Source organism: Deltaproteobacteria bacterium, assembly GCA_005879795.1.
GTDB lineage: Bacteria > Desulfobacterota > Binatia > DP-6 > DP-6 > DP-6.
On record VBKJ01000199.1, the window covers coordinates 17,634 to 40,073 of the forward strand.

At 73.7% G+C, this 22,440-nt stretch carries 23 protein-coding genes; 4 read left to right on the top strand and 19 right to left on the bottom strand.

Annotated features, from left to right (window positions below; all coding sequences use genetic code 11):
• Nucleotides 1–46 precede the first annotated feature (46 nt).
• Genes nth through E6J59_16800 form a run of 5 tightly spaced genes read right to left on the bottom strand, consistent with a single transcriptional unit; the run spans nucleotide 47 to nucleotide 5,566 of the window.
• The gene (nth, locus tag E6J59_16780) at nucleotides 47–736 is read right to left on the bottom strand and encodes an endonuclease III (protein TMB17358.1); all 690 of its coding nucleotides are present in this window, start codon (nucleotides 734–736) and stop codon (nucleotides 47–49) included.
• On the bottom strand, nucleotides 733–2,394 hold the full coding sequence (locus E6J59_16785) for a glycerol-3-phosphate dehydrogenase (GenBank protein ID TMB17337.1): 1,662 nt from the start codon (nucleotides 2,392–2,394) through the stop codon (nucleotides 733–735). Before E6J59_16785 ends, nth begins: the two co-directional genes overlap by 4 nt.
• A 59-nt stretch (nucleotides 2,395–2,453) precedes the next feature.
• Nucleotides 2,454–3,479, bottom strand: coding sequence for an isocitrate/isopropylmalate dehydrogenase family protein (locus E6J59_16790; GenBank protein ID TMB17338.1), 1,026 nt, complete (start codon nucleotides 3,477–3,479; stop codon nucleotides 2,454–2,456).
• Nucleotides 3,476–4,228: a 7-carboxy-7-deazaguanine synthase QueE gene (locus E6J59_16795; GenBank protein ID TMB17339.1), complete on the bottom strand. Its 753-nt coding sequence runs from the start codon at nucleotides 4,226–4,228 to the stop codon at nucleotides 3,476–3,478. The genes E6J59_16790 and E6J59_16795 overlap by 4 nt, the downstream gene beginning before the upstream one ends.
• Nucleotides 4,229–4,240: 12 nt before the next feature.
• The gene (locus tag E6J59_16800; GenBank protein ID TMB17340.1) at nucleotides 4,241–5,566 is read right to left on the bottom strand and encodes a DUF4147 domain-containing protein; all 1,326 of its coding nucleotides are present in this window, start codon (nucleotides 5,564–5,566) and stop codon (nucleotides 4,241–4,243) included.
• Between the two features lie 50 nt (nucleotides 5,567–5,616).
• On the opposite strand from E6J59_16800, the gene E6J59_16805 reads away from it, so the two are divergent.
• Complete coding sequence (locus E6J59_16805) at nucleotides 5,617–6,132, top strand: hypothetical protein (GenBank protein TMB17341.1); 516 nt, start codon at nucleotides 5,617–5,619, stop codon at nucleotides 6,130–6,132.
• Nucleotides 6,133–6,310: 178 nt separating this feature from the next.
• On the opposite strand, the gene E6J59_16810 is transcribed toward E6J59_16805, so the two are convergent.
• The 8 genes from E6J59_16810 to E6J59_16845 form a co-directional block, all read right to left on the bottom strand.
• Complete coding sequence (locus tag E6J59_16810) at nucleotides 6,311–6,736, bottom strand: TraR/DksA family transcriptional regulator (GenBank protein ID TMB17342.1); 426 nt, start codon at nucleotides 6,734–6,736, stop codon at nucleotides 6,311–6,313.
• Between the two features lie 50 nt (nucleotides 6,737–6,786).
• Complete coding sequence (gene rimO / locus E6J59_16815) at nucleotides 6,787–8,127, bottom strand: 30S ribosomal protein S12 methylthiotransferase RimO (protein TMB17343.1); 1,341 nt, start codon at nucleotides 8,125–8,127, stop codon at nucleotides 6,787–6,789.
• Nucleotides 8,120–8,605, bottom strand: coding sequence for a YajQ family cyclic di-GMP-binding protein (locus E6J59_16820; GenBank protein ID TMB17344.1), 486 nt, complete (start codon nucleotides 8,603–8,605; stop codon nucleotides 8,120–8,122). The genes rimO and E6J59_16820 overlap by 8 nt, the downstream gene beginning before the upstream one ends.
• Before the next feature lie 12 nt (nucleotides 8,606–8,617).
• Nucleotides 8,618–9,259 carry an outer membrane lipoprotein chaperone LolA gene (gene lolA, locus E6J59_16825; GenBank protein TMB17345.1) on the bottom strand — a complete coding sequence of 214 codons (642 nt, stop codon included), beginning with the start codon at nucleotides 9,257–9,259 and terminating at the stop codon, nucleotides 8,618–8,620.
• A gap of 154 nt (nucleotides 9,260–9,413) precedes the next feature.
• The gene (locus E6J59_16830) at nucleotides 9,414–10,541 is read right to left on the bottom strand and encodes a hypothetical protein (GenBank protein ID TMB17346.1); all 1,128 of its coding nucleotides are present in this window, start codon (nucleotides 10,539–10,541) and stop codon (nucleotides 9,414–9,416) included.
• Between the two features lie 153 nt (nucleotides 10,542–10,694).
• Nucleotides 10,695–12,881, bottom strand: coding sequence for a DNA translocase FtsK (locus E6J59_16835; GenBank protein TMB17347.1), 2,187 nt, complete (start codon nucleotides 12,879–12,881; stop codon nucleotides 10,695–10,697).
• A 62-nt stretch (nucleotides 12,882–12,943) separates the two neighbouring features.
• On the bottom strand, nucleotides 12,944–14,608 hold the full coding sequence (locus tag E6J59_16840; protein TMB17348.1) for a ribonuclease J: 1,665 nt from the start codon (nucleotides 14,606–14,608) through the stop codon (nucleotides 12,944–12,946).
• The gene (locus E6J59_16845; GenBank protein TMB17349.1) at nucleotides 14,605–15,408 is read right to left on the bottom strand and encodes a 1-acyl-sn-glycerol-3-phosphate acyltransferase; all 804 of its coding nucleotides are present in this window, start codon (nucleotides 15,406–15,408) and stop codon (nucleotides 14,605–14,607) included. Before E6J59_16845 ends, E6J59_16840 begins: the two co-directional genes overlap by 4 nt.
• 118 nt (nucleotides 15,409–15,526) lie before the next feature.
• Here E6J59_16845 and E6J59_16850 point away from each other — a divergent pair, with 118 nt between their 5' ends.
• Nucleotides 15,527–15,949, top strand: a complete 423-nt coding sequence (locus E6J59_16850) for a single-stranded DNA-binding protein (GenBank protein TMB17350.1) — start codon at nucleotides 15,527–15,529, stop codon at nucleotides 15,947–15,949.
• Here E6J59_16850 and radC read toward each other — a convergent pair whose 3' ends face one another.
• From radC to moaC, 3 genes are all read right to left on the bottom strand, one after another.
• The gene (radC, locus tag E6J59_16855; GenBank protein ID TMB17351.1) at nucleotides 15,950–16,627 is read right to left on the bottom strand and encodes a DNA repair protein RadC; all 678 of its coding nucleotides are present in this window, start codon (nucleotides 16,625–16,627) and stop codon (nucleotides 15,950–15,952) included.
• Nucleotides 16,628–16,679: 52 nt separating this feature from the next.
• A complete protein-coding gene (locus tag E6J59_16860) occupies nucleotides 16,680–17,849 on the bottom strand; it encodes a class I SAM-dependent rRNA methyltransferase (protein ID TMB17352.1) in 1,170 nt (389 codons plus the stop codon).
• A 197-nt stretch (nucleotides 17,850–18,046) separates the two neighbouring features.
• Nucleotides 18,047–18,541: a cyclic pyranopterin monophosphate synthase MoaC gene (moaC, locus tag E6J59_16865; GenBank protein TMB17353.1), complete on the bottom strand. Its 495-nt coding sequence runs from the start codon at nucleotides 18,539–18,541 to the stop codon at nucleotides 18,047–18,049.
• 63 nt (nucleotides 18,542–18,604) lie between these two features.
• Here moaC and E6J59_16870 point away from each other — a divergent pair, with 63 nt between their 5' ends.
• Together E6J59_16870 and trxB are read left to right on the top strand one after the other, a co-directional pair.
• Complete coding sequence (locus tag E6J59_16870; protein ID TMB17359.1) at nucleotides 18,605–19,591, top strand: aldo/keto reductase; 987 nt, start codon at nucleotides 18,605–18,607, stop codon at nucleotides 19,589–19,591.
• A gap of 49 nt (nucleotides 19,592–19,640) precedes the next feature.
• Nucleotides 19,641–20,585: a thioredoxin-disulfide reductase gene (trxB, locus tag E6J59_16875; GenBank protein TMB17354.1), complete on the top strand. Its 945-nt coding sequence runs from the start codon at nucleotides 19,641–19,643 to the stop codon at nucleotides 20,583–20,585.
• 6 nt (nucleotides 20,586–20,591) lie between these two features.
• Here the strand turns inward: trxB and E6J59_16880 are convergent, their stop codons facing one another.
• The 3 genes from E6J59_16880 to E6J59_16890 all read right to left on the bottom strand — a co-directional run.
• Nucleotides 20,592–21,299 carry a hypothetical protein gene (locus E6J59_16880; protein TMB17355.1) on the bottom strand — a complete coding sequence of 236 codons (708 nt, stop codon included), beginning with the start codon at nucleotides 21,297–21,299 and terminating at the stop codon, nucleotides 20,592–20,594.
• Nucleotides 21,300–21,302: 3 nt separating this feature from the next.
• A complete protein-coding gene (hisF, locus tag E6J59_16885; protein TMB17356.1) occupies nucleotides 21,303–22,073 on the bottom strand; it encodes an imidazole glycerol phosphate synthase subunit HisF in 771 nt (256 codons plus the stop codon).
• Nucleotides 22,073–22,440, bottom strand: a 368-nt coding sequence (locus E6J59_16890) for a 1-(5-phosphoribosyl)-5-((5-phosphoribosylamino)methylideneamino)imidazole-4-carboxamide isomerase (GenBank protein ID TMB17357.1), incomplete at its 5' end; no start/stop codon positions are given. The genes E6J59_16890 and hisF, both read right to left, overlap by 1 nt.

Consider the following 22,440-nt stretch of genomic DNA (forward strand, 5'->3'; position numbering starts at 1 on the left):
GCCCGTGCTTGGAGCGCGGACGGCCGTCGCGCCCCGCCCACCGCACCTACGCCGAGGCCCTCACCCCAATCTGCGGGCACCAGCGCAGCACCGGGCACACGCTGCAGCGCGGCTTCCGCGCCACGCACACGCGCCGCCCGTGATGGATCAGGCGGTGCGCGAACGCGGTCCACTCCTTCGGCGGGAGGAGCGCCTGCAGGTCGCGCTCGATCTTGTCGGGGTCGTCTTCCACGGTGAGCCCGAGGCGGTTCGCCAGCCGGCGGACGTGCGTGTCGACGAAGATCGCGGGCTTCCCGAACGCGGTGCCGAGGACGACGTTCGCCGTCTTGCGCCCGATGCCGGGCAGCTCGGTGAGCGCCTCCATCGAATCGGGCACCTGGCCGCCGTGCCGCTCCGCGACGGCACGCGCGGTTGCCTGGATGGACTTCGTCTTCTGGCGGAAGAAGCCGGTGCGCTTGATGAGCTGCTCGACGCGCACCGAAGGCGCCGCGGCGAGCGCGGCCGGCGACGGGAACTCGGCGAAGAGCACGGGCGTCACCTGGTTCACCATCGCGTCGGTGCACTGCGCCGAGAGGATGGTCGCCACCACCAGCTCCCACGGGGTCCGGTAGTGGAGCGCGCACCACGCGTCGGGGTAGGCGCGGGCGAGCGCACGCGCGATGGCGCGCGCACGCGCCTTGCGGGCCGTCGTGCTCTCGCGCGCGACGTCGAGACGGCGCGCCGGCGCGCGCTTCACCGCCACCGGCGGCGCACGGCCTCGGCGGCCTCGGCGTACTGGCGCGCGGCCGCGCGCGAGGCCTCCGCGTCCCAGCCGAGCGGGCGCGCCATGAGCGCAGCCACGTCGTCGGCCGCCGTGGCGCCCGCGCTCGCATCGCGCAGCGCGACCTGGGTGCGGCGGCGCATGACGTCCTCGAGCGTGAGGGCCCACTCGCGCTCGACCGCCTCCACCACCTCGGCGCGCGGGTCCGGGAGGCCGGCGACGATCGGCTCGCCCAGGCGCTGATCGCGCGCGACCAGCTCCAGCACCTCGTCGAGCCGGGTGCCGTAGCGGCCGGCCAGATGGTCGATCACGGCGGGCGCCACCCCGTGGCCGTCGCGCGAGAGCGCCGCCCCGGCGAGCGTGGTCGGCGGCGCGGCGCCGCCCGGCAGCGGCACCTCGCCGGTGCGGGAGGGCCGGAAGCGGCGCCGATCGCCCGCGGCGCGGAGCGCGTCGACGACGCGATCGACCACCGTCCTCGCCACCAGCCGGTAGGTGGTGAGCTTGCCGCCCGCGATCGAGACGAGCCCCGAGGCGGAGGTGAAGACCTCCTCCTCGCGCGACACGGCGGAGGGCGACATCGTCGCCTTGCCGCGCGGCGCGATCAGGGGCCGGAGGCCCGCGAACGCGCTCACCACGTCGCCGGACGCGAGGCGCGCCGCGGGGAAGTAGTGGTTCACCGTGTCGAGCAGGTAGGCGACGTCCGAGGGCTCGACCGTGGGCGGCACGTCGGGCCCGCCGGGGTGGTCGGTATCCGTCGTGCCGACGAGCGTGTGCGCGCCCCAGGGGATGACGAACATCACCCGGCGGTCGGCGACCGCATTGAGCACGACCGCGGCGCGGTTCCCGACCCGCTCGCGGGGCACCACCACGTGCACGCCCTTGGTGAGCCGGAGCCGCGGGGGCGTCTCGGGCACGTCCAGCGCGGCCACCCGATCGACCCACGGCCCGGCCGCATTCACCACCACCCGTGCGCGCGCGATCACCTCACCGCTGCCGAGCCGATCGACGACGCGCGCGCCGGCGATCCGCCCGCCCTCCTTCACGAAGCCGGCGACCTCGGCGTAGGAGACGATGAGCGCGCCCTCGGCGGCGGCGGACAGCGCGGTCTCGAGCACGAGGCGCGCATCGTCGGTGCGGCAGTCCCAGTACTGGCCCGCGCCGCAGAGCCCGTCGCGCAGGAGCGCCGGCTCGGCCTCGGCAACCGCCCTCGGCGAGAGCATGCGATGCCGGCGCACGTTCCAGAAGCCGGCGAGGAGATCGTACGCCCAGAGACCGGCCGCGAGCTTGAGGGGCCCGAGCGGCCCGCCCCGGTAGAGCGGGAAGACGAACTCCTGCGGCCGCACGAGGTGCGGGGCGAGGCGTTGCAGGCGCTCGCGCTCGCGCACCGCCTCGAGCACGAGGCGCAGGTCGCCCTGCTCCAGGTAGCGGAGCCCGCCGTGGATCAGCTTCGACGACCGGCTCGAGGTGCCCGAGGCGAGGTCGCCGCGCTCGACGAGCCCCACCCGGAGCCCGCGCATCGCCGCGTCGCGCGCGATGCCGGCGCCATTGATGCCGCCGCCCACCACGAGCAGGTCGAGCGTCTCGCGGGCAAGCGCGGCGAGCGCGGCACGTCGCCGGGCGAGAGCGTTCGCCATGGCTCGAATTCTATACCTCGGTCGCGCCCCGTGTCACGGCGCGTCACCAAGAGCCGGCGCTAGAGGAGCGCGATCAGCCGCTCCGTGACCGCGTTGGTCGCGGCCGTGCCGCCCAGATCGCGCGTGCGGTGCCGCCCCTCGCGCAGCAGCCGGGAGACGGCGCGCTCGATGCGGTCCGCCGCCCGGCGCTGGCCCACGTGGCGGAGGAGCAGGGCGCCCGAGAGGACCGCCGCGAGCGGGTTCGCCTTGTTCTTCCCGGCGATGTCGGGTGCGGTCCCGTGCACCGCCTCGAAGATGGCGTGGCGCGCGCCCAGGTTGGCGCCCGGTACGAGGCCGAGCCCGCCCACCAGGCCCGCGCACAGGTCGGAGACGATGTCGCCGTAGAGGTTCTCGAGCAGGAGCACGTCGAACTCCTGCGGGCGGAGCACGAGCTGCATGCAGGCGTTGTCGACGATCAGCTCCCCGTAGTGGATGCGGGGGTGGCGCTTCGCGACCTGCCGGGCGCAGGCGAGGAAGAGGCCGTCGGAGAGCTTCATGATGTTCGCCTTGTGGATGGCGACGACCTTGCGGCGGCGCTCGCGGCGGGCAAGGTCGAACGCGAAGCGCGCGATGCGCCGCGAGGCGCGCGCGGTGATCACCTTGACGCTCTCCACCACGCCGGGCGCGATCGTGTGCTCGATGCCCGAGTAGAGGTCCTCCGTGTTCTCGCGCACGACCACGAGGTCGACGCCCGAGAACGCCGTGCGCACCCCGGGATGGCTCCGGATCGGCCGCACGTTGGCGAACAGGTCGAAGGTCTTCCGGAGCGCGACGTTCACGCTGCGGTAGCCCGTGCGGCCGATCTGCGTCTCGAGCGGGCCCTTCAACCCGACACAGGTGCGGCGGATCGAGGCGAGGAGCGCCTCGGGAATCGCGGTCCCCATCTTCTCGAAGGCCTCCTTGCCGGCCGGCTGCACGTCCCAGGCGATGCGGCCGCCCGCCGCCGCCATCACCCGCACGGCCGCGTCGATCACCTCGGGGCCGATGCCGTCCCCGGGGATGAGCGTGGCGGGCCGCGGTGCTCCCCGACGCGCTTTCGCCGTCACGGGATGCCGAGCACCTTGTGGAGCTGCGGGAGGACCCGCACGTCGGGATGGACGCGGCTCGCGAGCGCGTGCAGGCGCTCGAGCGTGCCCGCGCCGATGGTGAGCCGCGGCGTCGTGGGCTCGGTGAGCGGGGTCAGGAAGAGCGGCGCGCCCGGCGCGGTCTCGGCGACCAGCCGCGCCCCGCGCTCCACCTCCTCCGGCACCGTCCCCTCGTCGACCGGCATCTTCACGTACACCTCGCGGCCCGCGGCGACGGCCGCCCGCAGGCAGCCCTCGTGCTCGTCCCAACGCGCGCGCTCGCCCGTGTTGCTCGGGCACTTTACGTCGAAGCTCACGATCGCCACCCAGGGGAGCACGCGCCCGAGCCGCACGGGCAGGATGCCCGCCGTCTCGAGCAGCACGGGGAGCGTGCCCGTGCGGAGCGCGAGCCAGGCGGCCAGGAAGTCCGCCTGCGCCAGCGGCTCGCCCCCCGTCACGGCGAGCGCATGCAGCGGCGGCGCGGCGGCGGCGAGCGCCCTCACCTCGGCGTCGAGCGCGGCGGGCGAGAAGGGGTTCGCCCGGCGGCGCATGCCGTCGGGACCGAGGATGCGGCACTCGGCGACCGGGACCAGGCTCTCCGGCTCGTCGCAGTAGCGGCAGCGGAGTGGGCAGCCCCCGAGGCGCACGAAGAGCTGCCGGCGACCCGCGTGCAGGCCCTCGCCCTGGAAGGAGACGAACAGTTCCGAGACGTTGCCGGCGTCGGCGCCCATGCGCCGGCCCCCTTAGCACGCGGCGCGGAGCGCCACCACCAGATCGGCGACGTTCGTGCCCGTGGGCCCGGTGCGGAGGAGATCCCCGGTCGCGTCGAGGAGCGGATGGCTGTCGGTCGCCGCGAGGGCCGCCGCGGGGTCGAGGCCGCGCGCCCGCGCGCGCGCGACGGTCCCCCCGTCGACGCACGCCCCGGCCGCGTCGGTCGGCCCATCGACCCCGTCGGTGCCGGCGGCGAGGAGGACGCACGGCTCGCCCTCGAGCGCCACGGCTGCGGCGAGCGCGAGCTGCTGCGCGCGCCCGCCGCGCCCGCCCGGGCGGACGCGCACCGTGGTCTCGCCCCCCGCGACGAGGGCGAAGGCCCCCGCGCGCGCCGCGCACAGGCGCGCGGCCAGCACCTGCCCCGCCCGGGCCGCGTCTCCTGCGAGCGGCTCGGGAACGACCTCGGCCGCGTAGCCGCGCGCGGCGGCCGCGGCCGCCGCGGCGGCCACCGCCTCGTGGTTCCCGCCGACGACGACCGTCGCCGCGCGCGCCAGGGCGGAGTCGCCAGGCTTCACGGTCTCCGGGGCGGCGCCCGCCGCGCCGCGCTCCAGGTGGGCGCGTACCGCCACGGGCACGTCCTCCGGCGCGAGGTACCGCGCCAGGACCGCCGCCGCATCCCGGAACGTGCTCGGGTCGCCGACGGTGGGGCCGGAGGCGATGGTCGCCGGGTCGTCGCCCACCACGTCCGAGAGGACGAGGGTCCAGAGACCGCCCGCCCGCGCCGCCTGACGCGCGAGCCCGCCGCCCTTGACGCGCGAGCAGTGCTTGCGCACGACGTTCACGTCGGTGATGTCCGCGCCGCTCGCGAGGAGTCGTGCGGCAAGGGCCTGCTTGTCATCGAGCGTGAGTCCCGCCGCGGGCGCCACCAGGAGGGACGAGGCGCCGCCGGAGAGGACGACCAGCACGAGCGTCCCCGCGTCGGCCGCAGCGACCGCCGCGAGCAGGCGCGCCGTCGCCGCTGCGCCCGCGCCGTCGGGTACCGGATGCGCTCCGGTCGCGACCTCGATCCCCCGGGGGCAGGGTCCGGCGGCCCCGTGCGGGACGATCACGAGGCCGCCCGCGCAGGCATCGCCCAGGACCGCCGCGGCGGCGCGGGCCATGGCGAGCCCCGCCTTGCCGGCACCCACCACGAGCACCCGCCCGGCGTGCTCGGCGAGCAGCTCGCCGCCTCGGCCGCGGAGCCGGATTCTGCCGCCGGCGCGCTCGAGGCCCCTACGGACGAGTATGCCCAGCTCCACGGCTGCCAGCGCGGCCGCGTGGCAGGCGAGCGCGTCGGCGCGCAGCGCGGCCCAGCTCACCCTCGCGCCTCTGGACGGCCGCAGCGGGCACCCCCTATAAGGAGGGCCGCATGGCGACCACGGAGTCCGAGCCCCGAGCGGGGATCGAGGCCTTTCCCGAGCTCTGGCAACGCGTGGTCACGGCGCCCCACGGCTTCTTCGCCGACATGCCCCAGACGGGCGGCCTCGGCGAGCCGAGCCTCTTCCTCGCCCTCTGCGCTGCGATCAATGCGGTCGGCCATCTCCTCTTCGCCGCCGGGCTGCGCGGCATGATCGGGAGCTTCGTCGGCCAGATGGTCGCGGCGTTCGTCCTTGCGGCGCTGCTCGTGGTGGTGGCGCAGAACCTGTTCGAGGGCCGCGCCGGCTACGAGCCCACCTTCCGGGTGGTGGCGTACGCCTGGGCTCCCCTGGTGGTCGCCTGGCTGCCCTTCGTGGGCAGCCTCGCCCTCGTTTACTCCGCCTACCTGATGCTGCGCGGCCTCGAGCGCATCCAGGCCCAGGACACCACCCGCGCCGCCCTCACCCTCGTCGTCTCCCTCGGCATCCTCTGGATCCTCGGCCGCGCCGGCCGCCCCATAGGCCTCTAGCCGAGCGGGGCGCGGCCCGTTGCGTGCGCCGCGGCCCGGCGCGGGGGCGGGGCCGCCCTCGCAGCGCCTCTGCGCCGGCACGCCCGCGCAGTCGGGGTTGCTCGCGGGGCCGGCGCAGCCGAAGCGGAGAGGGCGGCTCCGCTCCCGCGCCGCGCCCAACGCAAGCGGCCGCGCCCCGCTAGCTCCCCTCTTCGTCGCTCTCGCTCGTCGCCAGGCGCCGGTAGGTCCGGTCCTCCTCGAAGCGCTTCATGGTCTTTGCTTCCTTCTCCCGCTCGGCCTGGCAGTTGACGCAGAGCCGGGTGAAGGGCAGTGCCTCGAGCCGCCCCTCGGCGATGTCGGATTCGCAGCTCTCGCACACGCCGTAGCTGCCGTCGTCGATACGGGCGAGGGCGTCGTCGATCGCCTGCAGCTTGTCGCGGTCGCGGTCGGTCAGGATGAGATTGATCTCGCGGTCGCGCGCATCGCTCGCGAGGTCGTAGGTGTCCATGCCCTCGTCCTTGGACTGCTCGCGTCCCTCGTGCAGCTCTGCCTGCACGTTGCGGAGCAGCTGGGCCCGCATCTCCTGCAGAGTCTCACGGGCCTTCTTGAGAAACGTCTTGCGCATGTGGGCGGCCTCCAAGGGGGCCGGGAATATGCGCCCGGGGCAGGGACGTGTCAATTGGAATCTTCGCGCACCTCGCCGCGGAGATCGTAGGTGTCGGAGCCCGTGACTGCCGCCCGGACGATCGTGCCCGGCGTGGCCTGCCCGACCAGGCGGATGACGCCGTCGATCTCGGGGGCCTGCGTCCGCGTCCGGCCAACCAGGACACGCCCGCGGGCGTCCTCGACCAGCACCTCCACCCCCTGCCCCACCTGCGCCGCCGCCCGGCGCGCTGCGACGCGCGCCTGCACGGCCATGACCCGCGCCCGGCGCTCGCGCTTCGCGGCCTCCGCGACCTGGTCGGGAAGGGTGGCGCCCGCCGTGCCCTCCTCCCGGGAGTAGGTGAACACGCCCACGCGCTCGAACTCTGCCTCCTCGAGGAAGTCACACAGGGCGCGCACGTCGTCCTCGGTCTCGCCCGGGAAGCCCACGATGAACGCGGAGCGCAGCGCGACGCCCGGGACGGCGGCCCGGACGCGGGCCAGGAGCCGGCGTATGGCCGCCCCGCTCCGCTCGCGGCGCATGGCGCGGAGCATGCGGTCGGAGATGTGCTGGAGGGGCATGTCGAGGTACTTGCAGACGGCGGGCTCGGTCGCGATCACCTCGAGCAGCTCGTCGGTGACCGAGGCCGGGTAGGCGTAGAGGAGCCGCAGCCAGCGCACGGCGGGCACGCGCACGGCGAGCGCGCGGAGGAGCCTGGCGAGCGAGGTGCCGTCGCGCCGGTCCCGCCCGTAGGCGGTCAGGTCCTGGGCGACGAGGTTCAGCTCGAGGGCGCCGTCGGCGGCGAGCGCCGCCGCCTCCTCGAGCACGTCGTCCATCGGCCGGCTCTCGTGCCGGCCGCGGATCCTGGGGATGATGCAGAAGCTGCAGGTGTGATCGCAGCCCTCGGAAACCTTGAGATAGGCGGTCCACCAGGCGCCCGCGCGCACCCGCTGGGTGAGCTCCCGGCGGGGGAGGACGTGCTGCGCGCCGCGGTAGACAACGGGGCCGTCCGCCGCCGGCGCCTCCACCGCGTCGGCGATGCGCAGGAGGTCGCCCGTGCCGACGAACACGTCGACCTCGGGGAGCGCCGCCCTGAGCTCGTCGGCGTAGCGCTGGGCGAGGCAGCCGGTGACGACCAGGCGCCGGCCGGCGCGCGCGGCCTTCACGCGCGCCAGGTCGAGGATGGCCTCGATGGACTCCTCCTTGGCGGGCTGGATGAAGCTGCACGTGTTCACCACCAGCACGTCGGCTGCCTCGGGGTCGAGGACCAGCTCGTGCCCGCGGCGGGCGAGCACGCCGAGCATCACCTCGCCGTCGACCCGGTTCTTGGGGCACCCGAGGGTGAGGAGGTGGACGCGGCGGGGTTCAGTCACGGAAGTTCGCGAACTGCACGGCGATGCCGAGGTCGCGCTCGCGCAGGAGCTTGACGATCGCCTGCAGCTCGTCCTTCTTCTTGCCCGTGACCCGCACCTGATCGCCCTGGATGGCGACCTGCACCTTGAGCTTGGTGTCCTTCACCAGCTTCACGATCTCGCGCGCCTTGTCGGTCGCGATACCCTGCTGGAGGTCGACGCGCAGCTTGGCGGTGCCGGCGGGCCCGGGCTCCGGGGTGCCGAACTGGAGCGCCCGGAGCGGCACCTGCCGCCGCCCCATCTTCTCGCGCAGGATGTCGGCGAGCGCACGCAGCTTGAAGTCGTCGGCGGCGTGCAGGTGGATGGCCGTCTCCTCGCGCCGCACCTCGGCCGGCTGGTTCTTGAAATCGAAGCGCTGTGCGATCTCGCGCAGCGTCTGCTGGATCGCGTTGTCGACCTCCTGGAGATCGACGCGGCAGACCACGTCGAAGGCAGGCATTTCGGGGGCCCGTCAATAGGCGGGGGGGCGGACCACGTCAACCCCGGGCGGGGGCGTGAAACGGAAGAGCGCGCCGTCGAGGGGGACGTTGCGGCGCTCGTGCGCGAAGGCGATGCGCGTCGTCGTACCGAGCGGATCGGTGACGCGCGCCTCCTCGACCGCGGCGTCGGCCTTGCGCACCACGAGCGTGAGCGCGCCGATGCCGGCGTCCTTGCGTGGCACCAGGTGGAGCACCCAGCGCGCGGGCTCGTCGCGCTCGAGGCTCGCCTGGAAGTCGCGCTCGACGCGCCCGAGGCCGCCGAGAAAGCTGATCGGCGTACGCGCCTGGAACGCCTCGGCGAGCGGCGCCTTGATCACCTGCTTCTCCTCGGGCTGGTAGATCCAGAGCGTCTTGCCGTCGCCGATGATGAGCTGGCGGTCGGGCGCCGCGTAGTCCCAACGCATGCGGTTCGGCTTCTCGAAGGCGACCGTGCCGTGCGACTCGAGCGGCGAGCCGAGCGTAGGCGACTCGACCGACTGGCGGAAGTCGGCGGTGAGGGTGCGGGTGGTCTCGTAGCGGCTCTGGAGGCGGGCGAGGGCGTGCCCGAGCGCGTCGTCCGCGGCCGGGCCGGCCGCGAGCGCCAGCGCGAGAAGGATCGGCAGGAAGACCCGCATGCTCGGCCGCCCAGCTTCACCGTTTCCCGCTCGCCTCGCAAGCGCTCCGCCGCCCGCTCGACACCCGGTCCCGAGGCCTGTCGCGCCGGCATTCGGGGACGAGCGGGGAGACGAAGGCGGAGACCCCCGTCCCCATGCGCCAGCGCCCCGCGCCTCAGTGGCAGGCGGGCAACGGGCCGCCGAGGACCTTCAGCTCACCCGGCCGGTTGCGGGCGAAGCAGTTCCCCTCGCCGCCGCCGGGGAGATAGATGACGTCGGTGGCGTTGCCCGCGAACGTGTTGTCGATCACGAGGTTCCCGTCGGGCCGGGGGTCGATCCCGAGCCCCGGGTTCGCGCAGGCGCCGGGCCTGCCCGTGCAGAAGTCGACGAGCGTCAAGCCCGTGAACTGGTTCCCCTCGATCCGGTTGCGCGCCAGCAGCGTGCGGTCTGCGCCATCGAGGATGATCCCGATCCCCGGCGGGATTTCCGAGGTCTCCGCGTCCGGTGGCGCACTGTTGGGCCGGTTGTTGTCCTGGACCAGGTTGCCGGTGACGCTGTTGTCGGCCTCGACCGTCGTCTGCCGCTCGTCGATCACGTCGATGATGATCCCGGCGGTGTTGCCGACGGCCTGGTTGTCGCGCATGCGGACATGGCGGCTGTTCTCGATCTGGAGCCCGATCTGGCAATCGGTGGCGCGGTTGTGGTCGACGAGGACACGCTCGCTCTGCCCGACGTAGAGGCAGGCGTCGGAGTGCGTGCCCGAGGCGACGTTGCGCCACAGGCGGCCGTCCGTCGAGCGCACGGGAAACATCGCATAGGTGAGGTTCCGCCTCGCGGTGTTGTCGCGGAGGCGGAAGCCATCGACGCACGCCAGGTAGACGCCGAAACCGGAGAACCCCTGGACCGTGAAGCCGCTCAGCTGGAACCCCTGGAGGCGCCGGCCGCTCTCGCCGCACGGGGGCAGCTCGTCGTCGGCCGGATCGAGCGTGTCGGGCGGCGAGACCCAGATCCCGTGCGTCTGGGTGCCCGACTGCTCGAGCACGACTGGCTGCTTGCCGTGCCGGGCGGCCACGAGCTTGATGCCGTTCCTGGTGATGGTGAGCGCCCGCGCCGCGCCCGGCTCGTGATACGTGCCGGGCTCGACCTTGATCGTCGCACCCGGCGGGGCGGCGTCGATCGCGTCCTGGATCGACATCCCGGGACGCACCGTGATCTTCGCCGCGGCCGCGACGACGCTGCCGCCGGGTAGGAGCGCGACGGTGAGGGAAAGGGACAGGCAACGGATGAGGCGCACGTCGATCATGGACACATCATGGATGGATACGGGTCGGACCGTCAACGCAGCACTTGGCGGCAGACGACGCCGTCTACGGCCTCGGCACCAAGGAGGACGCCTCTCCGCGGGAGATCGGCCGGCGGGCCGCGCAGGTTCCCCGGGCAGGGCTGAGCCGCCCTCCTAGTCCTCGATCCCCCGCGCGATCACCTCGCGCCCCTTCGCCCCGGGCGACGAGACGACGCCTTCCCGCTCCATGCGCTCGATCATGCGTGCGGCGCGGTTGTACCCGACGCGCAGCCGGCGCTGGAGCCAGGAGATCGACGCCTGGCGGTGCTCGGTGACGAGCCGCACCGCCTGGTCGTACATCTCGTCGGAGAGGTCCTCGCCGTCCTCGCCCTCGCCCTCCTCCCCGTCGCCGCCCTCGAGCAGCTCCATCTCGTAGCGCGGCTCCTCCTGCCGCTTGATGAAGTCGACCACGCGGTGGACGTCGCCGTCGGACACGAAGGCGCCGTGCAGGCGCTGCACGCGCGCCGTGCCGGGCGGCAGGAAGAGCATGTCGCCCTCGCCGAGCAGGCGCTCGGCGCCGATCGCGTCCAGGATGGTACGCGAGTCGGTGCGCGAGGTCACCTGGAAGGAGATGCGGGCCGGGAAGTTCGCCTTGATGAGGCCGGTGATGACGTCCACCGAGGGGCGCTGGGTGGCGAGGATCAGGTGGATGCCGGCGGCGCGCGCCTTCTGCGCGAGACGCGTGATCGACTCCTCGACCTCGCGCCCGACCATCATCATGAGGTCGGCCAGCTCGTCGATGATGATGATGATGCGCGGCAGGTGGTGGTGCGGCAGGCTCTCGGGGGACGCGGGCGCGTCCTTGTCGCCCGCGGTCTCGCGCAGGAGCCGGTTGTAGCTGTCGATGTTGCGCACGCCCTTCTCGTGCAGCAGCCGGTAGCGCACGTCCATCTCGCGCTCGATGTTGCCGAGCGCCGCGGCCGCCTTCTTCGGGTCGGTCACCACCGGCACGAGCAGGTGCGGGATGTTCTCGTAGATCGACAGCTCGAGCATCTTCGGATCGATCATGATGAAGCGCACGTCGCGCGGCGAGCTCTTGTAGAGGATGCTCATGATCATGGCGTTCATCGACACCGACTTGCCGGTGCCGGTGGCGCCCGCGACGAGGAGATGCGGCATGCGCGCCAGGTCGGCGACCACCACGTTCCCGGTCGTGTCCTTGCCGAGCGCGAGGGCGAGCTTCGAGTCGGCGTGCTCGTACTCGACGCTCTCGATGAGCTCGCGGATGAGGACCTTCTCGCGGCGCGGGTTGGAGACCTCGATGCCGACCACGGGCTTGCCCGGGATGGGGGCCAGCACGCGGACCGAGAGCGCGCGGAGCGCCATCGAGAGATCGTCGGCCAGCGTCACGATGCGGTTCACCTTGACGCCCGCCGCCGGCTCGAACTCGAAGGTCGTGATCACCGGCCCCGGGCGCACCGCGACCACTCTGCCGATCGCCTGGAAGTCGGCGAGCTTCGTCTCGAGGATGCGCGAGCTGGTATGCAGCGCGGCCTCGTCGAGCGGCTGCGCCGTGCGCACGGGCGGGTCGAGCAGGTTGTGCGCCGGGAGGCGGTAGGTGTCCTCGGCGAACAGCTCCTCCTGCAGCTCGGAGCGCCGGGCGCGGCGGGGCGGCTCGGGGCGGTGCTCGGGCTCGCGGATGATGGGGGGTGGCCGGTCGGCGGGGGCCTCGGGCGGCGGATCGAGGGCGTCGTCCAGGAGGATGGGCAGCTTCGCCCGGCGTGCGGGCCCGGGTTCCGGCGACACCTCGGCCGGGGACGGACCGCGCCGCAGGCGGCGGGCGCCCGCGGGCACCGTCGCTGCCACCCAGCGCGCGGCCCGGCCCGACGCCTCGATCGCCGAGACGCCGGTCGCGAGCACGAACGCAACCACCAGCACGACGGCGAGGAGGAGGAGGGCCCCGGGCGCGCCCAGGAGGTCGCCGAGCGCGACACCGGCGAAGCCCCCGAGCCAGCCGCCGCGCCCGCTGCTGAGCAGCCCCGCGAGCGCCGCGATGCTCGCCACCAGGAGCGCCGCGCCCACCAGCCGGAGCCCGCCGAAGCCAGCCGCCCCGCGCCGGAGAAGCGCGACGGTGAAGTAGCCGAGGTAGAGCGGGAAGAGGTACGCCGCCACGCCGAGGGCGCCCCGCGCGGTCCCGGCGAGCGCGTGCCCCACCGGCCCGCCCAGGTTCGCCTGCGGCGCGTCGGGCGAGAACGAGAGGAAGCTGAGCGCGAGGAAGACCGCCACCGCGCCCGCCGAGATGGCCTCGGCCTCGCGGATCAGGTGCGCCGCGGGCATGGCCGGCGGCCGCCGGGTCGCCATCAGGCCACCGCCGCCTCGATCGACCTCATCACCCCCCCGCCCCTCCGAACCTGACGTCTCTACTACATCTCCATCACGAAAGGGAGGATCACGGGCCGGCGGTCGAGGCGCTTGAAGTAGCGGCGCAGCGCGCGCCGGATCTCCTCCTTCACCTCCGCAGGGTCGGTGCGGGACTCGGGGTTGAGCGCGACGAGCGCCTCCATCACCGCGCCGCGGGCCGCGTCCAGCACCTCCGGGCTCGCCTCCTCGCCCACGACGCCGCGCGACACCAGGTCGGGGCCCGCTACGATCTCGCCCGATCTCTGGTGGATGGCGAGCACGGCGAGCACGAGACCGTCCTCGGAGAGATGGCGGCGGTCGCGCAGGACGACGTCCTTGACGTCGCCGATGCCCTTGCCGTCGACGAAGACCCGCCCCGCAATGACGCGCTCGGCGCGCCGGGCACCGGCGTCGTCCAGCTCGAGCACGTCCCCGTCCTCGAGGAGATGGCAGCCCTCCGCCGGGACGCCGACCTCCATCGCCAGGCGCTGGTGACGCACCAGGTGGCGGTACTCGCCGTGCACGGGCACGAAGTGCCGCGGGCGGACGAGGTTCAGCACGAGCTTCAGCTCCTCCTGCGAGGCGTGCCCGGAGACGTGCACCCGCGCCATCCGGTCGTGGAGGACGACGGCGCCGCGCCGGTAGAGGTGGTTCATCAGGCTCGAGATGGCGCGCTCGTTGCCCGGGATGATGCGCGAGGAGAGCACGACCACGTCGCCCGGGTCGAGCCTGACGAGCGCGTGGTCGCCCATCGCGATGCGGACGAGCGCCGAGGCGGCCTCGGCCTGGCTCCCGGCGGTGATGAGCGCGACCTGCTCGCGCGGGAGGTCGCGCGCCCGGGCGAGGTCGACGAGCGTCCCCTCGGGGACCTGGAGGAGATCGAGATCGCGCGCCACGCCCACGTGCACGACCAGGCTCCGCCCCACCAGCGCCACCTTCCGTCCGAAGCGGGCCGCGAGGTCGATCACCTGCTGCATGCGATGGATGTGCGACGAGAAGGTGGTGACCAGCACGCGCCCCGTCGCCTGGCGGAAGATCACCTCCAGCTCCGCGCCCACGCTCCGCTCCGAGGGCGTGATGCCGGCATGCTCGACGTTGGTCGAGTCGGAGAAGAGGAGCGCCACACCCTCGGCGCCGAGCTCGGCTAGCCGCCCGATGTCCGGGAGCCGCCCGTCGAGCGGCGTCTGGTCGAGCTTGAAGTCCCCGGTGTGGACGACGATGCCGACCGGGGTGCGGATCGCGAGCCCGACCGAGTCGGGGATCGAGTGCGTCATCGCGAAGGGCTCGACCGCGAACGGCCCCACCCGGCACGGCTCCGCGCCGTAGGCGGCGAGCGTGGGCGAGATGCCGTGCTCGCCCAGCCGCTCGCGCACGAAGCCGAGCGTGAGCGGCGTGCCGTAGACCGGCACCGCACGCTCGGCGAGCACGTAGGGCAGCGCGCCGATGTGATCCTCGTGGCCGTGGGTCAGGAAGATGGCCCGGAAGCGCTCGCCCAGGCCGCGGAGGTAGGTCACGTCCGGGATGGCGACGTCGATGCCCGGCATCGACGCATCGGGGAACATGACGCCGCAGTCGATGGCGATCGCGGTGTCGCCGTGCTCGAGGACGAGGAGGTTGAGACCGATCTCGCCCAGCCCGCCGAGCGGGATCACGCGCAGCGGCGCGCCGGTGCCGTTGCCGCCGCTCATAGCGCGGCCGCGGTCGGGGGATCCGCCGTGCCGGCGCGGGCGCCGAGCTGAGCCACCATGAAGGCCCGTACACGCTCGATCAGCTCGTCCCGGTCGACGCCCTCGACCGGGATGGGCGCACCGACGATCACCTCGATCTCGCCCGAGGCGGGCTGCCAGGAGCCGCGCGGCAGGAGCTCGCCGCTCCCGCGCACGGCGATCGGCACGATCGGGAAGCCGGTCTCGAGCGCGAGCATGAAGCCCCCCTTCTTGAAGGGGAGGAGCGGTCCGTCGAGCGTGGCGCGGGTGCCCTCGGGAAAGATCATGACCGAGACGCCCTCGAGCATCTTGGTGCGCGCGGTGCGCAGGCTGGCGATCGCCTGCACGTGGTTGCGGCGGTCGATGATGATGTGCCCGCTGTGCTTGAGGGCCCAGCCGAAGAGGGGCACGCGGGTCAACTCGACCTTGGCCACCCAGCGGAGCTGGAAGTCCTCGAGCGCCTTCACCATGGCCAGGATGTCGAGCTGGCTGCGGTGGTTGGACATGAAGACGTGGGCCAGCGACGGGTCGAGAGGGGCGAGCCGGGTGGCCCGGACGCGCAGGCCATAGATGAGCAGGTTGAGACGCACCCAGAGCTGGCAGATACGATAGCCGGCGCGCTGGTCGAGGACCGCGAGCGCCACCACCACGGGCGCGAGGATGACCGTGTGGATCGCGACGAGGACCAGCTTCAGGGCGGAGAGAAGGACCGAGGCGGTGCTTCCCACCTCCCCGCCCCGCACCTCACCCCGTGAAATAGCTGGCACGATTCCCGTCGACATTAGCGGGGCGGCCCGGCGGAAGTCAATTCAATGTGCGGCGGGGCAACAAACGCGCCCCGCTCCGTTGACTTCGTCGCGCGGAGGCGCCTATCGTCCCCGGACCACGGAGGGCGGGGCCATGTCGGTGAACAAGGCGCTGTTGATTGGCAATCTCGGGAAGGATCCGGAGGTGCGTTTCACGGCGAGCGGGCGCGCGGTGGCGCGCTTCCCGGTCGCGACCAGCGAGGTGTGGACCGATGCCGAGGGCCAGCGCCAGGAGCGCACCGAGTGGCACAACGTGGTGGTGTGGGGGAAGCAGGCGGAGACCTGCGGCCAGTACCTCGCCAAGGGCCGGCAGGTCTACGTCGAGGGCTCGATCCGCACCCGCCAGTACGACGACAAGGAAGGCAACCGCCGCTACATCACCGAGATCGTCGCGCAGCGTGTGCAGTTCCTGGGCGGCGGGGGGCGCGGCGCGGAGGCGCCGCGCGGCGTGGCGGCCGCCGAGGAGCCGCCGGTCGGCGCCCCGGCCGCGGCCGAGGACGACGACATCCCGTTCTGATCACCACCGCCCCTCCTCCGCCATGCTCGCCCAGCGGCCGCGGCCGATGACCACGTGGTCGAGCACGCGGATGCCGACCAGCTCGCCCACCTGGCGCAGGCGCTGCGTGATGGCCGAGTCCTCGGCTGACGGCGTCGGGTCGCCGCTCGGATGGTTGTGGACGAGGACCAGGGCGGCAGCGGCCGCGCGGATCGCCGGCACGAACACCTCGCGCGGGTGGACGAGCGCCGCCGTGAGCGAGCCCTCGGAGACCCGCACCTCGCCCTGCACGCGGTTCTTGCCGTCGAGGAGGAGCACGTAGAACACTTCGCGCTCGAGCTGCGGAAGGCGGCCGCTGAAATGCCCGTAGACGGCCGCCGCGCCGCGCACGGGGCTCCCCGCCGCGAGCGGCTCGGCGGCCGCGCGCCTGCCGAGCTCGAGGGCGGCGCGGACGAGCGCCACCCGGCGCGGCCAGAGGCGGCCGAGCGCGGCGCACGCGTGGCGATCGAGCCGGTCGAGGCGCGCGAGGCCGCCGGCGGCGCGGAGCATGCGCTCGGCGAGATCGAGATCCGCGTCGGTCTCGGTCCCCGCGTCGAGCACGAGCGCGAGCAGCTCGGCGTCGCTCAACGCGCCGCCACCCGCGATCAGCAGCCGCTCACGCGTGCCGCGCCCGGTCTCTGCCCGTGCCTCCTCCTCCACGCCACCCGCAGTAGCAGCGGCGGCGAGCCAGAGGGATACCTTGTCCCGCCATTCACGCGCGCAGCAGCATCACCTTCAGGTACTCCCCCTCCGGATGGGAGAGGAGGACCGGGTGATCGGGCGGGTGCCCCCACTCCGCCACGAGCTCGACGACGCGCCCGGCGTCGGCCGCCGCCGCCGCGACGACCTCGCGGAACCCCGCCCGCGGGAGATGCTGCGAGCACGACGAGGTGAGGAGCCAGCCGCCGGGCGCCAGGCGGCGGAGCGCCTGCAGGTTCACGTCCTTGTAGCCGCGCAGCCCGGGCGCGAGGTCGCGCCGGCGGCGCACGAAGGGCGGCGGGTCGAGGACGATCAGGTCGTAGGGCCCGGAGCCCTCGCGCAGGAACTCGAAGACGTCGGCCACGACGAAGCGGCCTCGGGCGGCGGGAAGGCCGTTTTCGGCCCACGCCTCCTCGGCCAGGGCGAGCGCCGGGCGCGAGGTGTCGACCGACACGACCTCCGCGGCCCCGCCGAGCGCGGCCCTGATCCCGATCGCTCCGGTATATGCAAACGCGTTCAGCACGCGGCGGCCCGCGGCGAGCGCACGCACGCGCGCGCGGCTCTCGCGTTGGTCGAGGAAGAAGCCGGTCTTCTGCCCGTGCAGGACGTCGACCAGGAAGCGCGCGCCGTCCTCCTCGATCGGCAGGCGCGGCGGCGGCTCCTCGCCGGCGAGGACGCCGCGCGCGCCCGCGAGCCCCTCCTCCGTGCGCACCGCGCCCTCGCTGCGCTCGAAGATGCCGCGCGGCGCGAGCCGCTTGCCGAGACCCTCCACCACCGCCGGCGCGAGCCGTGCCGCGCCCGCGGTCAGGAACTGGCAGACGAGGAAGTCGCCGTAGCGATCGACGACCACGCCCGGAAGCCGGTCGCCCTCCCCGTTCAGCACGCGATGGGCGCACAGGTCGGCGGGCAGCGTCGCGCGCCTGAGGGCCAGCGCCTGGTCGAGGCGGCGCTCGACCAGCGCCGCCTCGACCGCCTCCTCCTCGAGCGTGAGGACACGGACCGTGATCGGCGTGCGCGGGTTGCAGTAGCCGGCGGCGAGAAAGCGCCCGCTCGCGGCGTGGATCGCGACCGGCTCGCCCGGCTCCGCGCCCTCGAGGCCCGCCGCGATCGCCCCCGAGAAGATCCACGGGTGCCCGCCGCGCACCGGCCTCTCGCGCCCGGGCTTGAGCGTGATGCGCCGCACTAGGAGTTCGTCCGGGTAATCATGGTGGCTGCGGCGAACGATCCGGGGGCTGCGAGCGGCGCGCTCGCTCCTCCCCCCTGCGGCGGCCAACTCCCGGCGCGCGTCCCGCGCGCCGCACCTCGTCGGTCGTCGCTGCGCTTGCCGCTCTCGCTCCCCGGCTCGTTCGCCTCGCTCACCATGATTACCCGGACGGACTCCTAGCGCTCGCCGGGGCGGACGAAAGTGCCCGAGCGGCCGCCCGCCTTGCGCACCAGGCGGATCGTGCCGAGGATCATCTCGCGATCGACCGCCTTGCACATGTCGTAGAGGGCGAGGCCGGCGACCGCGACCGCGGTGAGCGCCTCCATCTCGACGCCGGTGCGTGCCTCGACCGCCACGCGCGCCTCGATCAGTACCCGTCCGCCGGCGCGGTCGGGCACCAGATCGACGGCGACGTGATCGAGCGGCAGGGGGTGGCAGAGCGGCACCAGCTCGGCCGTCCGCTTGGCCGCCATGATGCCCGCCAGGCGTGCGACGCCCAGCACGTCGCCCTTGGGCAGCGCCCCGGCGGCGATGCGGGCGAGCGTCGCCGCGCGCATGCGCACCTCGCCGCGGGCGACGGCCTCGCGCCGTGTGACCGGCTTCGGCGACACGTCGACCATGCGGGCGCGCCCGCGCCGGTCCGTGTGGGTGAGCCGCCGCGCGCGCGCCATCGCGTGCGCGCCTATACCAGCCTTCCTTGGGCTCGCGCCACAGTCTATGGTGCGCTCATGACCATTCCACGACGGCAGCTCGGACGCCTCGGCCCCACCGTCTCCGCCATCGGCCTCGGCTGCATGGGCATGTCGGAGTTCTACGGCGCGCACGACGACCGCGAGTCGATCGCGACCATCCACCGCGCGCTCGACCTGGGCGTCGACTTCCTCGACACGGCCGACATGTACGGCCCCTACACCAACGAGGAGCTGGTCGGGCGCGCGATCCGCGGCCGGCGCGACCGGGTCGTCGTCGCCACCAAGTTCGGCATCGTGCGTGGCGAGGACCCGACGGTGCGCGCCATCAACGGCCGCCCCGAGTACGTGCGCGCCGCGTGCGACGGGAGCTTGAAGCGCCTCGGCGTCGAGACGATCGACCTCTACTACCAGCATCGCGTGGATCCCAACACACCGATCGAGGACACGGTGGGCGCGATGGCCGACCTCGTGCGCGCGGGGAAGGTGCGCTGGCTCGGCCTCTCGGAGGCGGGGCCCGAGACGCTCCGGCGCGCGTGCGCGGTGCACCCCGTCACCGCGCTCCAGACCGAGTACTCGCTCTGGAGCCGCGACCCGGAGGAGAAGATCCTCGCCACGTGCCGCGCGCTCGGGATCGGCTTCGTCGCCTACAGCCCGCTCGGGCGCGGCTTCCTCACCGGGCAGATCAAGCGCTTCGCGGACTTCGCGCCCGACGACTACCGTCGCCTCTCGCCCCGCTTCCAGGGCGAGAACTTCCAGAAGAACCTCGACCTGGTGCGGCACCTGGAGGCTCTCGCCGCGCGCAAGGGCTGCAAGCCCTCGCAGCTCGCGCTTGCCTGGGTGCTCGCCCGGGGCCCGGACGTCGTCCCCATCCCGGGGACGAAGCGGCGGACCTACCTCGAGGAGAACGTGGGCGCGCTCGCCGTCACGCTCACGCCCGAGGACCTGGCGGCGATCGACGGCGTCCTGCCGCCCGGCGCCGCCGCCGGGCTCCGCTATCCGGAGGCGATGCTGCGCGCCGTCGCGCGCTGAGCCGGTTGCCGCCGCGCTGCCGAGTCCTTATATTCCCCGCCGCCTCGCCATGTCCGACGCGAACGCGCACCGCCTGCTGATCCTCGGCTCCGGCCCCGCCGGCCTGACCGCCGCGCTCTACGCCGGGCGCGCCAACCTCTGCCCCACGGTCGTCGAGGGCTCACAGCCGGGCGGCCAGCTCACCATCACCACGGACGTCGAGAACTACCCCGGCTTCGCCGACGGCATCCTCGGCCCCGAGATGATGGAAATCTTCAAGAAGCAGGCGACGCGTTTCGGCACGCGCTACCTCTACGGCGACGTGACCGCCGCCGATCTCGCGGCTCGCCCGTTTCGCTTGACGGTGGACGGCAGGGAGCACCGCGCCGAGACGCTCATCATCGCGACCGGCGCGACCGCCAAGCTCCTCGGCCTGCCGTCGGAGAAGAAGCTCATGGGCTACGGCGTCTCGGCCTGCGCCACCTGCGACGGCTTCTTCTTCAAGGAGAAGGACGTGGTGGTGGTGGGCGGCGGCGACACGGCGATGGAGGAGGCGAACTTCCTCACCAAGTACGCGACGCGCGTGCGCGTGCTCCACCGCCGCGACCAGCTCCGCGCCTCCAAGATCATGCAGGATCGCGCCCGGCGGAACCCGAAGATCCAGTTCGTGTGGAACGTGGTCGTGCAGGAGGTCCTGGGCGAGCCGCAGAACGGCGGGGTCACCGGCGTGGTGGTCGAGGACACCCGCACCCACGAGCGCCACACGCTCGAGACCCAGGGCGTCTTCGTCGCCATCGGCCACGAGCCCAACACGGGGCTCTTCGCGGGCCAGCTCGAGATGGACGAGCGCGGCTATATCGTGACCCGGCCACGGACGACGGAGACGAGCGTGCCCGGCGTCTTCGCCTGCGGCGACGTCCAGGACCCGAGCTACCGCCAGGCGGTGACGGCGGCCGGCACGGGCTGCATGGCCGCGATCGACGCCGAGCGGTTCCTCGAGGCGCAGCACGGGTAGGCCAGGCTACCCCGCCGCGCGCCGGAAGAACTCCCGCCCCCGCCGGTTCGACGTCGACAGCTCCTGGAAGAGCAGCCCGCGTACGATCGCCGCGAAGTAGAGCACGACGCCGAACGCCACCGCGCTGAGGAGCCCGAGTGGCCCCGCCGGCAGCTGGAGCACGCCGAGCACGCAGGCGAGGAGGACGAGGTTCGCCGGGAACCACTCGATCCAGTTCTCGCTGATGAACTTGTAGCTCTCGACCAGCACCTCGGCCGCGGCGTGGCGGCCGACGTAGACCAGCTCGGGGACGGCGTTCAGGAAGACGAACACGGCGAGCCCGAACACGATCTGTACGAACGGGACCGGCGCCAGGACGTAGGTCCAGATGAGCTGGAGACCCCAGAGGACGAAGCCCACGTTGAGGAGATCGCCGAAGTAGGTCGCGAAGCTCGTCGGCACGTCCCCGAGACGGATGCGGCCCGTCTGGATCACCTGGGCGACGAGCGCGAGCCACGAGCTGAAGCACGCGACCAGCCCGAGGTAGCGGAGCAGGCCACCCACCAGGCCGAGCGGCGCCGTCACCACCGCGACCATGCCGAGGAGGACCGCGTAGACGATCACGACGAGCCCGACCCACCAGTTGCGGAGCGCCAGCTCGGCGCCGCGCCGGAAGACGCGGGCGTAGAGCGCGGCCGTGTCGCGGAGCCACCCGCCGGGGAGGCCGAACGCCATGGCCTACGGCCGCACCGCCACGCCGCGCTCGCGGAGGTACGTCTTCGCCTCGCGCACCGTGTGCTCCCCGTAGTGGAAGAGCGAGGCGACCAGCGCCGCGCTCGCACCGCCGGCGGTGAGGCCGTCGTACAGATGCTCGAGCGTCCCCGCCCCGCCCGAGGCGATGACGGGGATGCCCACCCGGTCCACCACCGCGCGCGTCAGCTCGAGGTCGTAGCCGAGCCGCGTCCCGTCGCGGTCCATGCTGGTGAGCAGGATCTCGCCGGCGCCCGCGCCCTCCATGCGCGCCGCCCACTCGACGGCGTCGAGCCCGGTCGGCGTGCGCCCGCCGTGCGTGAACACCTCCCAGCCGCACGCGGGGTCGTCGGCCGCGCGGCGGCGCGCGTCGATCGCCACCACCACGCACTGCGACCCGAAGCGCTCGGCCGCCTCGCGCACGGAGCCGGGGCGCGCGACGGCCGCGGTGTTGATCGACACCTTGTCGGCACCTGCCTTGAGCAGCGCGCGCACGTCGTCGACCGTGCGCACGCCGCCCCCCACGGTGAGCGGCATGAAGACGCGCTCGGCGGTGCGTGCGACCACGTCCAGGATGATTGGGCGCTCCTCGTGCGAGGCGGTGATGTCGAGGAAGGTGAGCTCATCGGCGCCCTCGGCGTCGTAGCGGGCGGCCGCCTCGACCGGGTCGCCCGCGTCGGCGAGGTCGACGAAGCGCACACCCTTCACCACGCGCCCGCCCTTCACGTCGAGGCAGGGGATGATGCGGCGGGCGAGCATCAGGCGGCCTCCGCGACGGCGAGCGCATCGGCCAGGCGGACGGCGCCCGTGTAGAGCGCGCGCCCGATGATCACGCCGGCCACACCGAGCGCGGCCACGGCGCGCACGTGCTCGAGCGCGCCGACGCCGCCCGAGGCGATGACGGGCACGCCCGCAGCGCGAGCGACGGTCCGCGTGCCCTCCAGGTCCGGCCCGCGCTCGGTCCCGTCGCGGCCGATGTCGGTATAGATGACGGCGGCGGCGCCGAGCTCCGCGGCGAGCGCGGCCGCCGCGGTCGCGGTCGTCTCCGCGCCCTCGGTCCAGCCCGCGACGCGCAGGCGGCCGTCGCGTGCGTCGAGGCCGATCGCGACCCGGCCGGGATGCGCGC

Bases quoted from the DNA above. Each gene is read 5' to 3' on its own strand.
- E6J59_16810 (TMB17342.1), bottom strand. From the start codon at position 6,736: ATGCGCAAGACGTTTCTCAAGAAGGCCCGTGAGACTCTGCAGGAGATG.
- E6J59_16835 (TMB17347.1), bottom strand. From the start codon at position 12,881: ATGGCGACCCGGCGGCCGCCGGCCATGCCCGCGGCGCACCTGATCCGC.
- E6J59_16830 (TMB17346.1), bottom strand. From the start codon at position 10,541: ATGATCGACGTGCGCCTCATCCGTTGCCTGTCCCTTTCCCTCACCGTC.
- lolA (TMB17345.1), bottom strand. From the start codon at position 9,259: ATGCGGGTCTTCCTGCCGATCCTTCTCGCGCTGGCGCTCGCGGCCGGC.
- E6J59_16880 (TMB17355.1), bottom strand. From the start codon at position 21,299: ATGGCGTTCGGCCTCCCCGGCGGGTGGCTCCGCGACACGGCCGCGCTC.
- E6J59_16805 (TMB17341.1), top strand. From the start codon at position 5,617: ATGGCGACCACGGAGTCCGAGCCCCGAGCGGGGATCGAGGCCTTTCCC.
- E6J59_16850 (TMB17350.1), top strand. From the start codon at position 15,527: ATGTCGGTGAACAAGGCGCTGTTGATTGGCAATCTCGGGAAGGATCCG.
- hisF (TMB17356.1), bottom strand. From the start codon at position 22,073: ATGCTCGCCCGCCGCATCATCCCCTGCCTCGACGTGAAGGGCGGGCGC.
- E6J59_16820 (TMB17344.1), bottom strand. From the start codon at position 8,605: ATGCCTGCCTTCGACGTGGTCTGCCGCGTCGATCTCCAGGAGGTCGAC.
- moaC (TMB17353.1), bottom strand. From the start codon at position 18,541: ATGGCGCGCGCGCGGCGGCTCACCCACACGGACCGGCGCGGGCGCGCC.
- E6J59_16845 (TMB17349.1), bottom strand. From the start codon at position 15,408: ATGTCGACGGGAATCGTGCCAGCTATTTCACGGGGTGAGGTGCGGGGC.
- E6J59_16840 (TMB17348.1), bottom strand. From the start codon at position 14,608: ATGAGCGGCGGCAACGGCACCGGCGCGCCGCTGCGCGTGATCCCGCTC.
- E6J59_16795 (TMB17339.1), bottom strand. From the start codon at position 4,228: ATGGGCGCCGACGCCGGCAACGTCTCGGAACTGTTCGTCTCCTTCCAG.
- trxB (TMB17354.1), top strand. From the start codon at position 19,641: ATGTCCGACGCGAACGCGCACCGCCTGCTGATCCTCGGCTCCGGCCCC.
- E6J59_16785 (TMB17337.1), bottom strand. From the start codon at position 2,394: ATGGCGAACGCTCTCGCCCGGCGACGTGCCGCGCTCGCCGCGCTTGCC.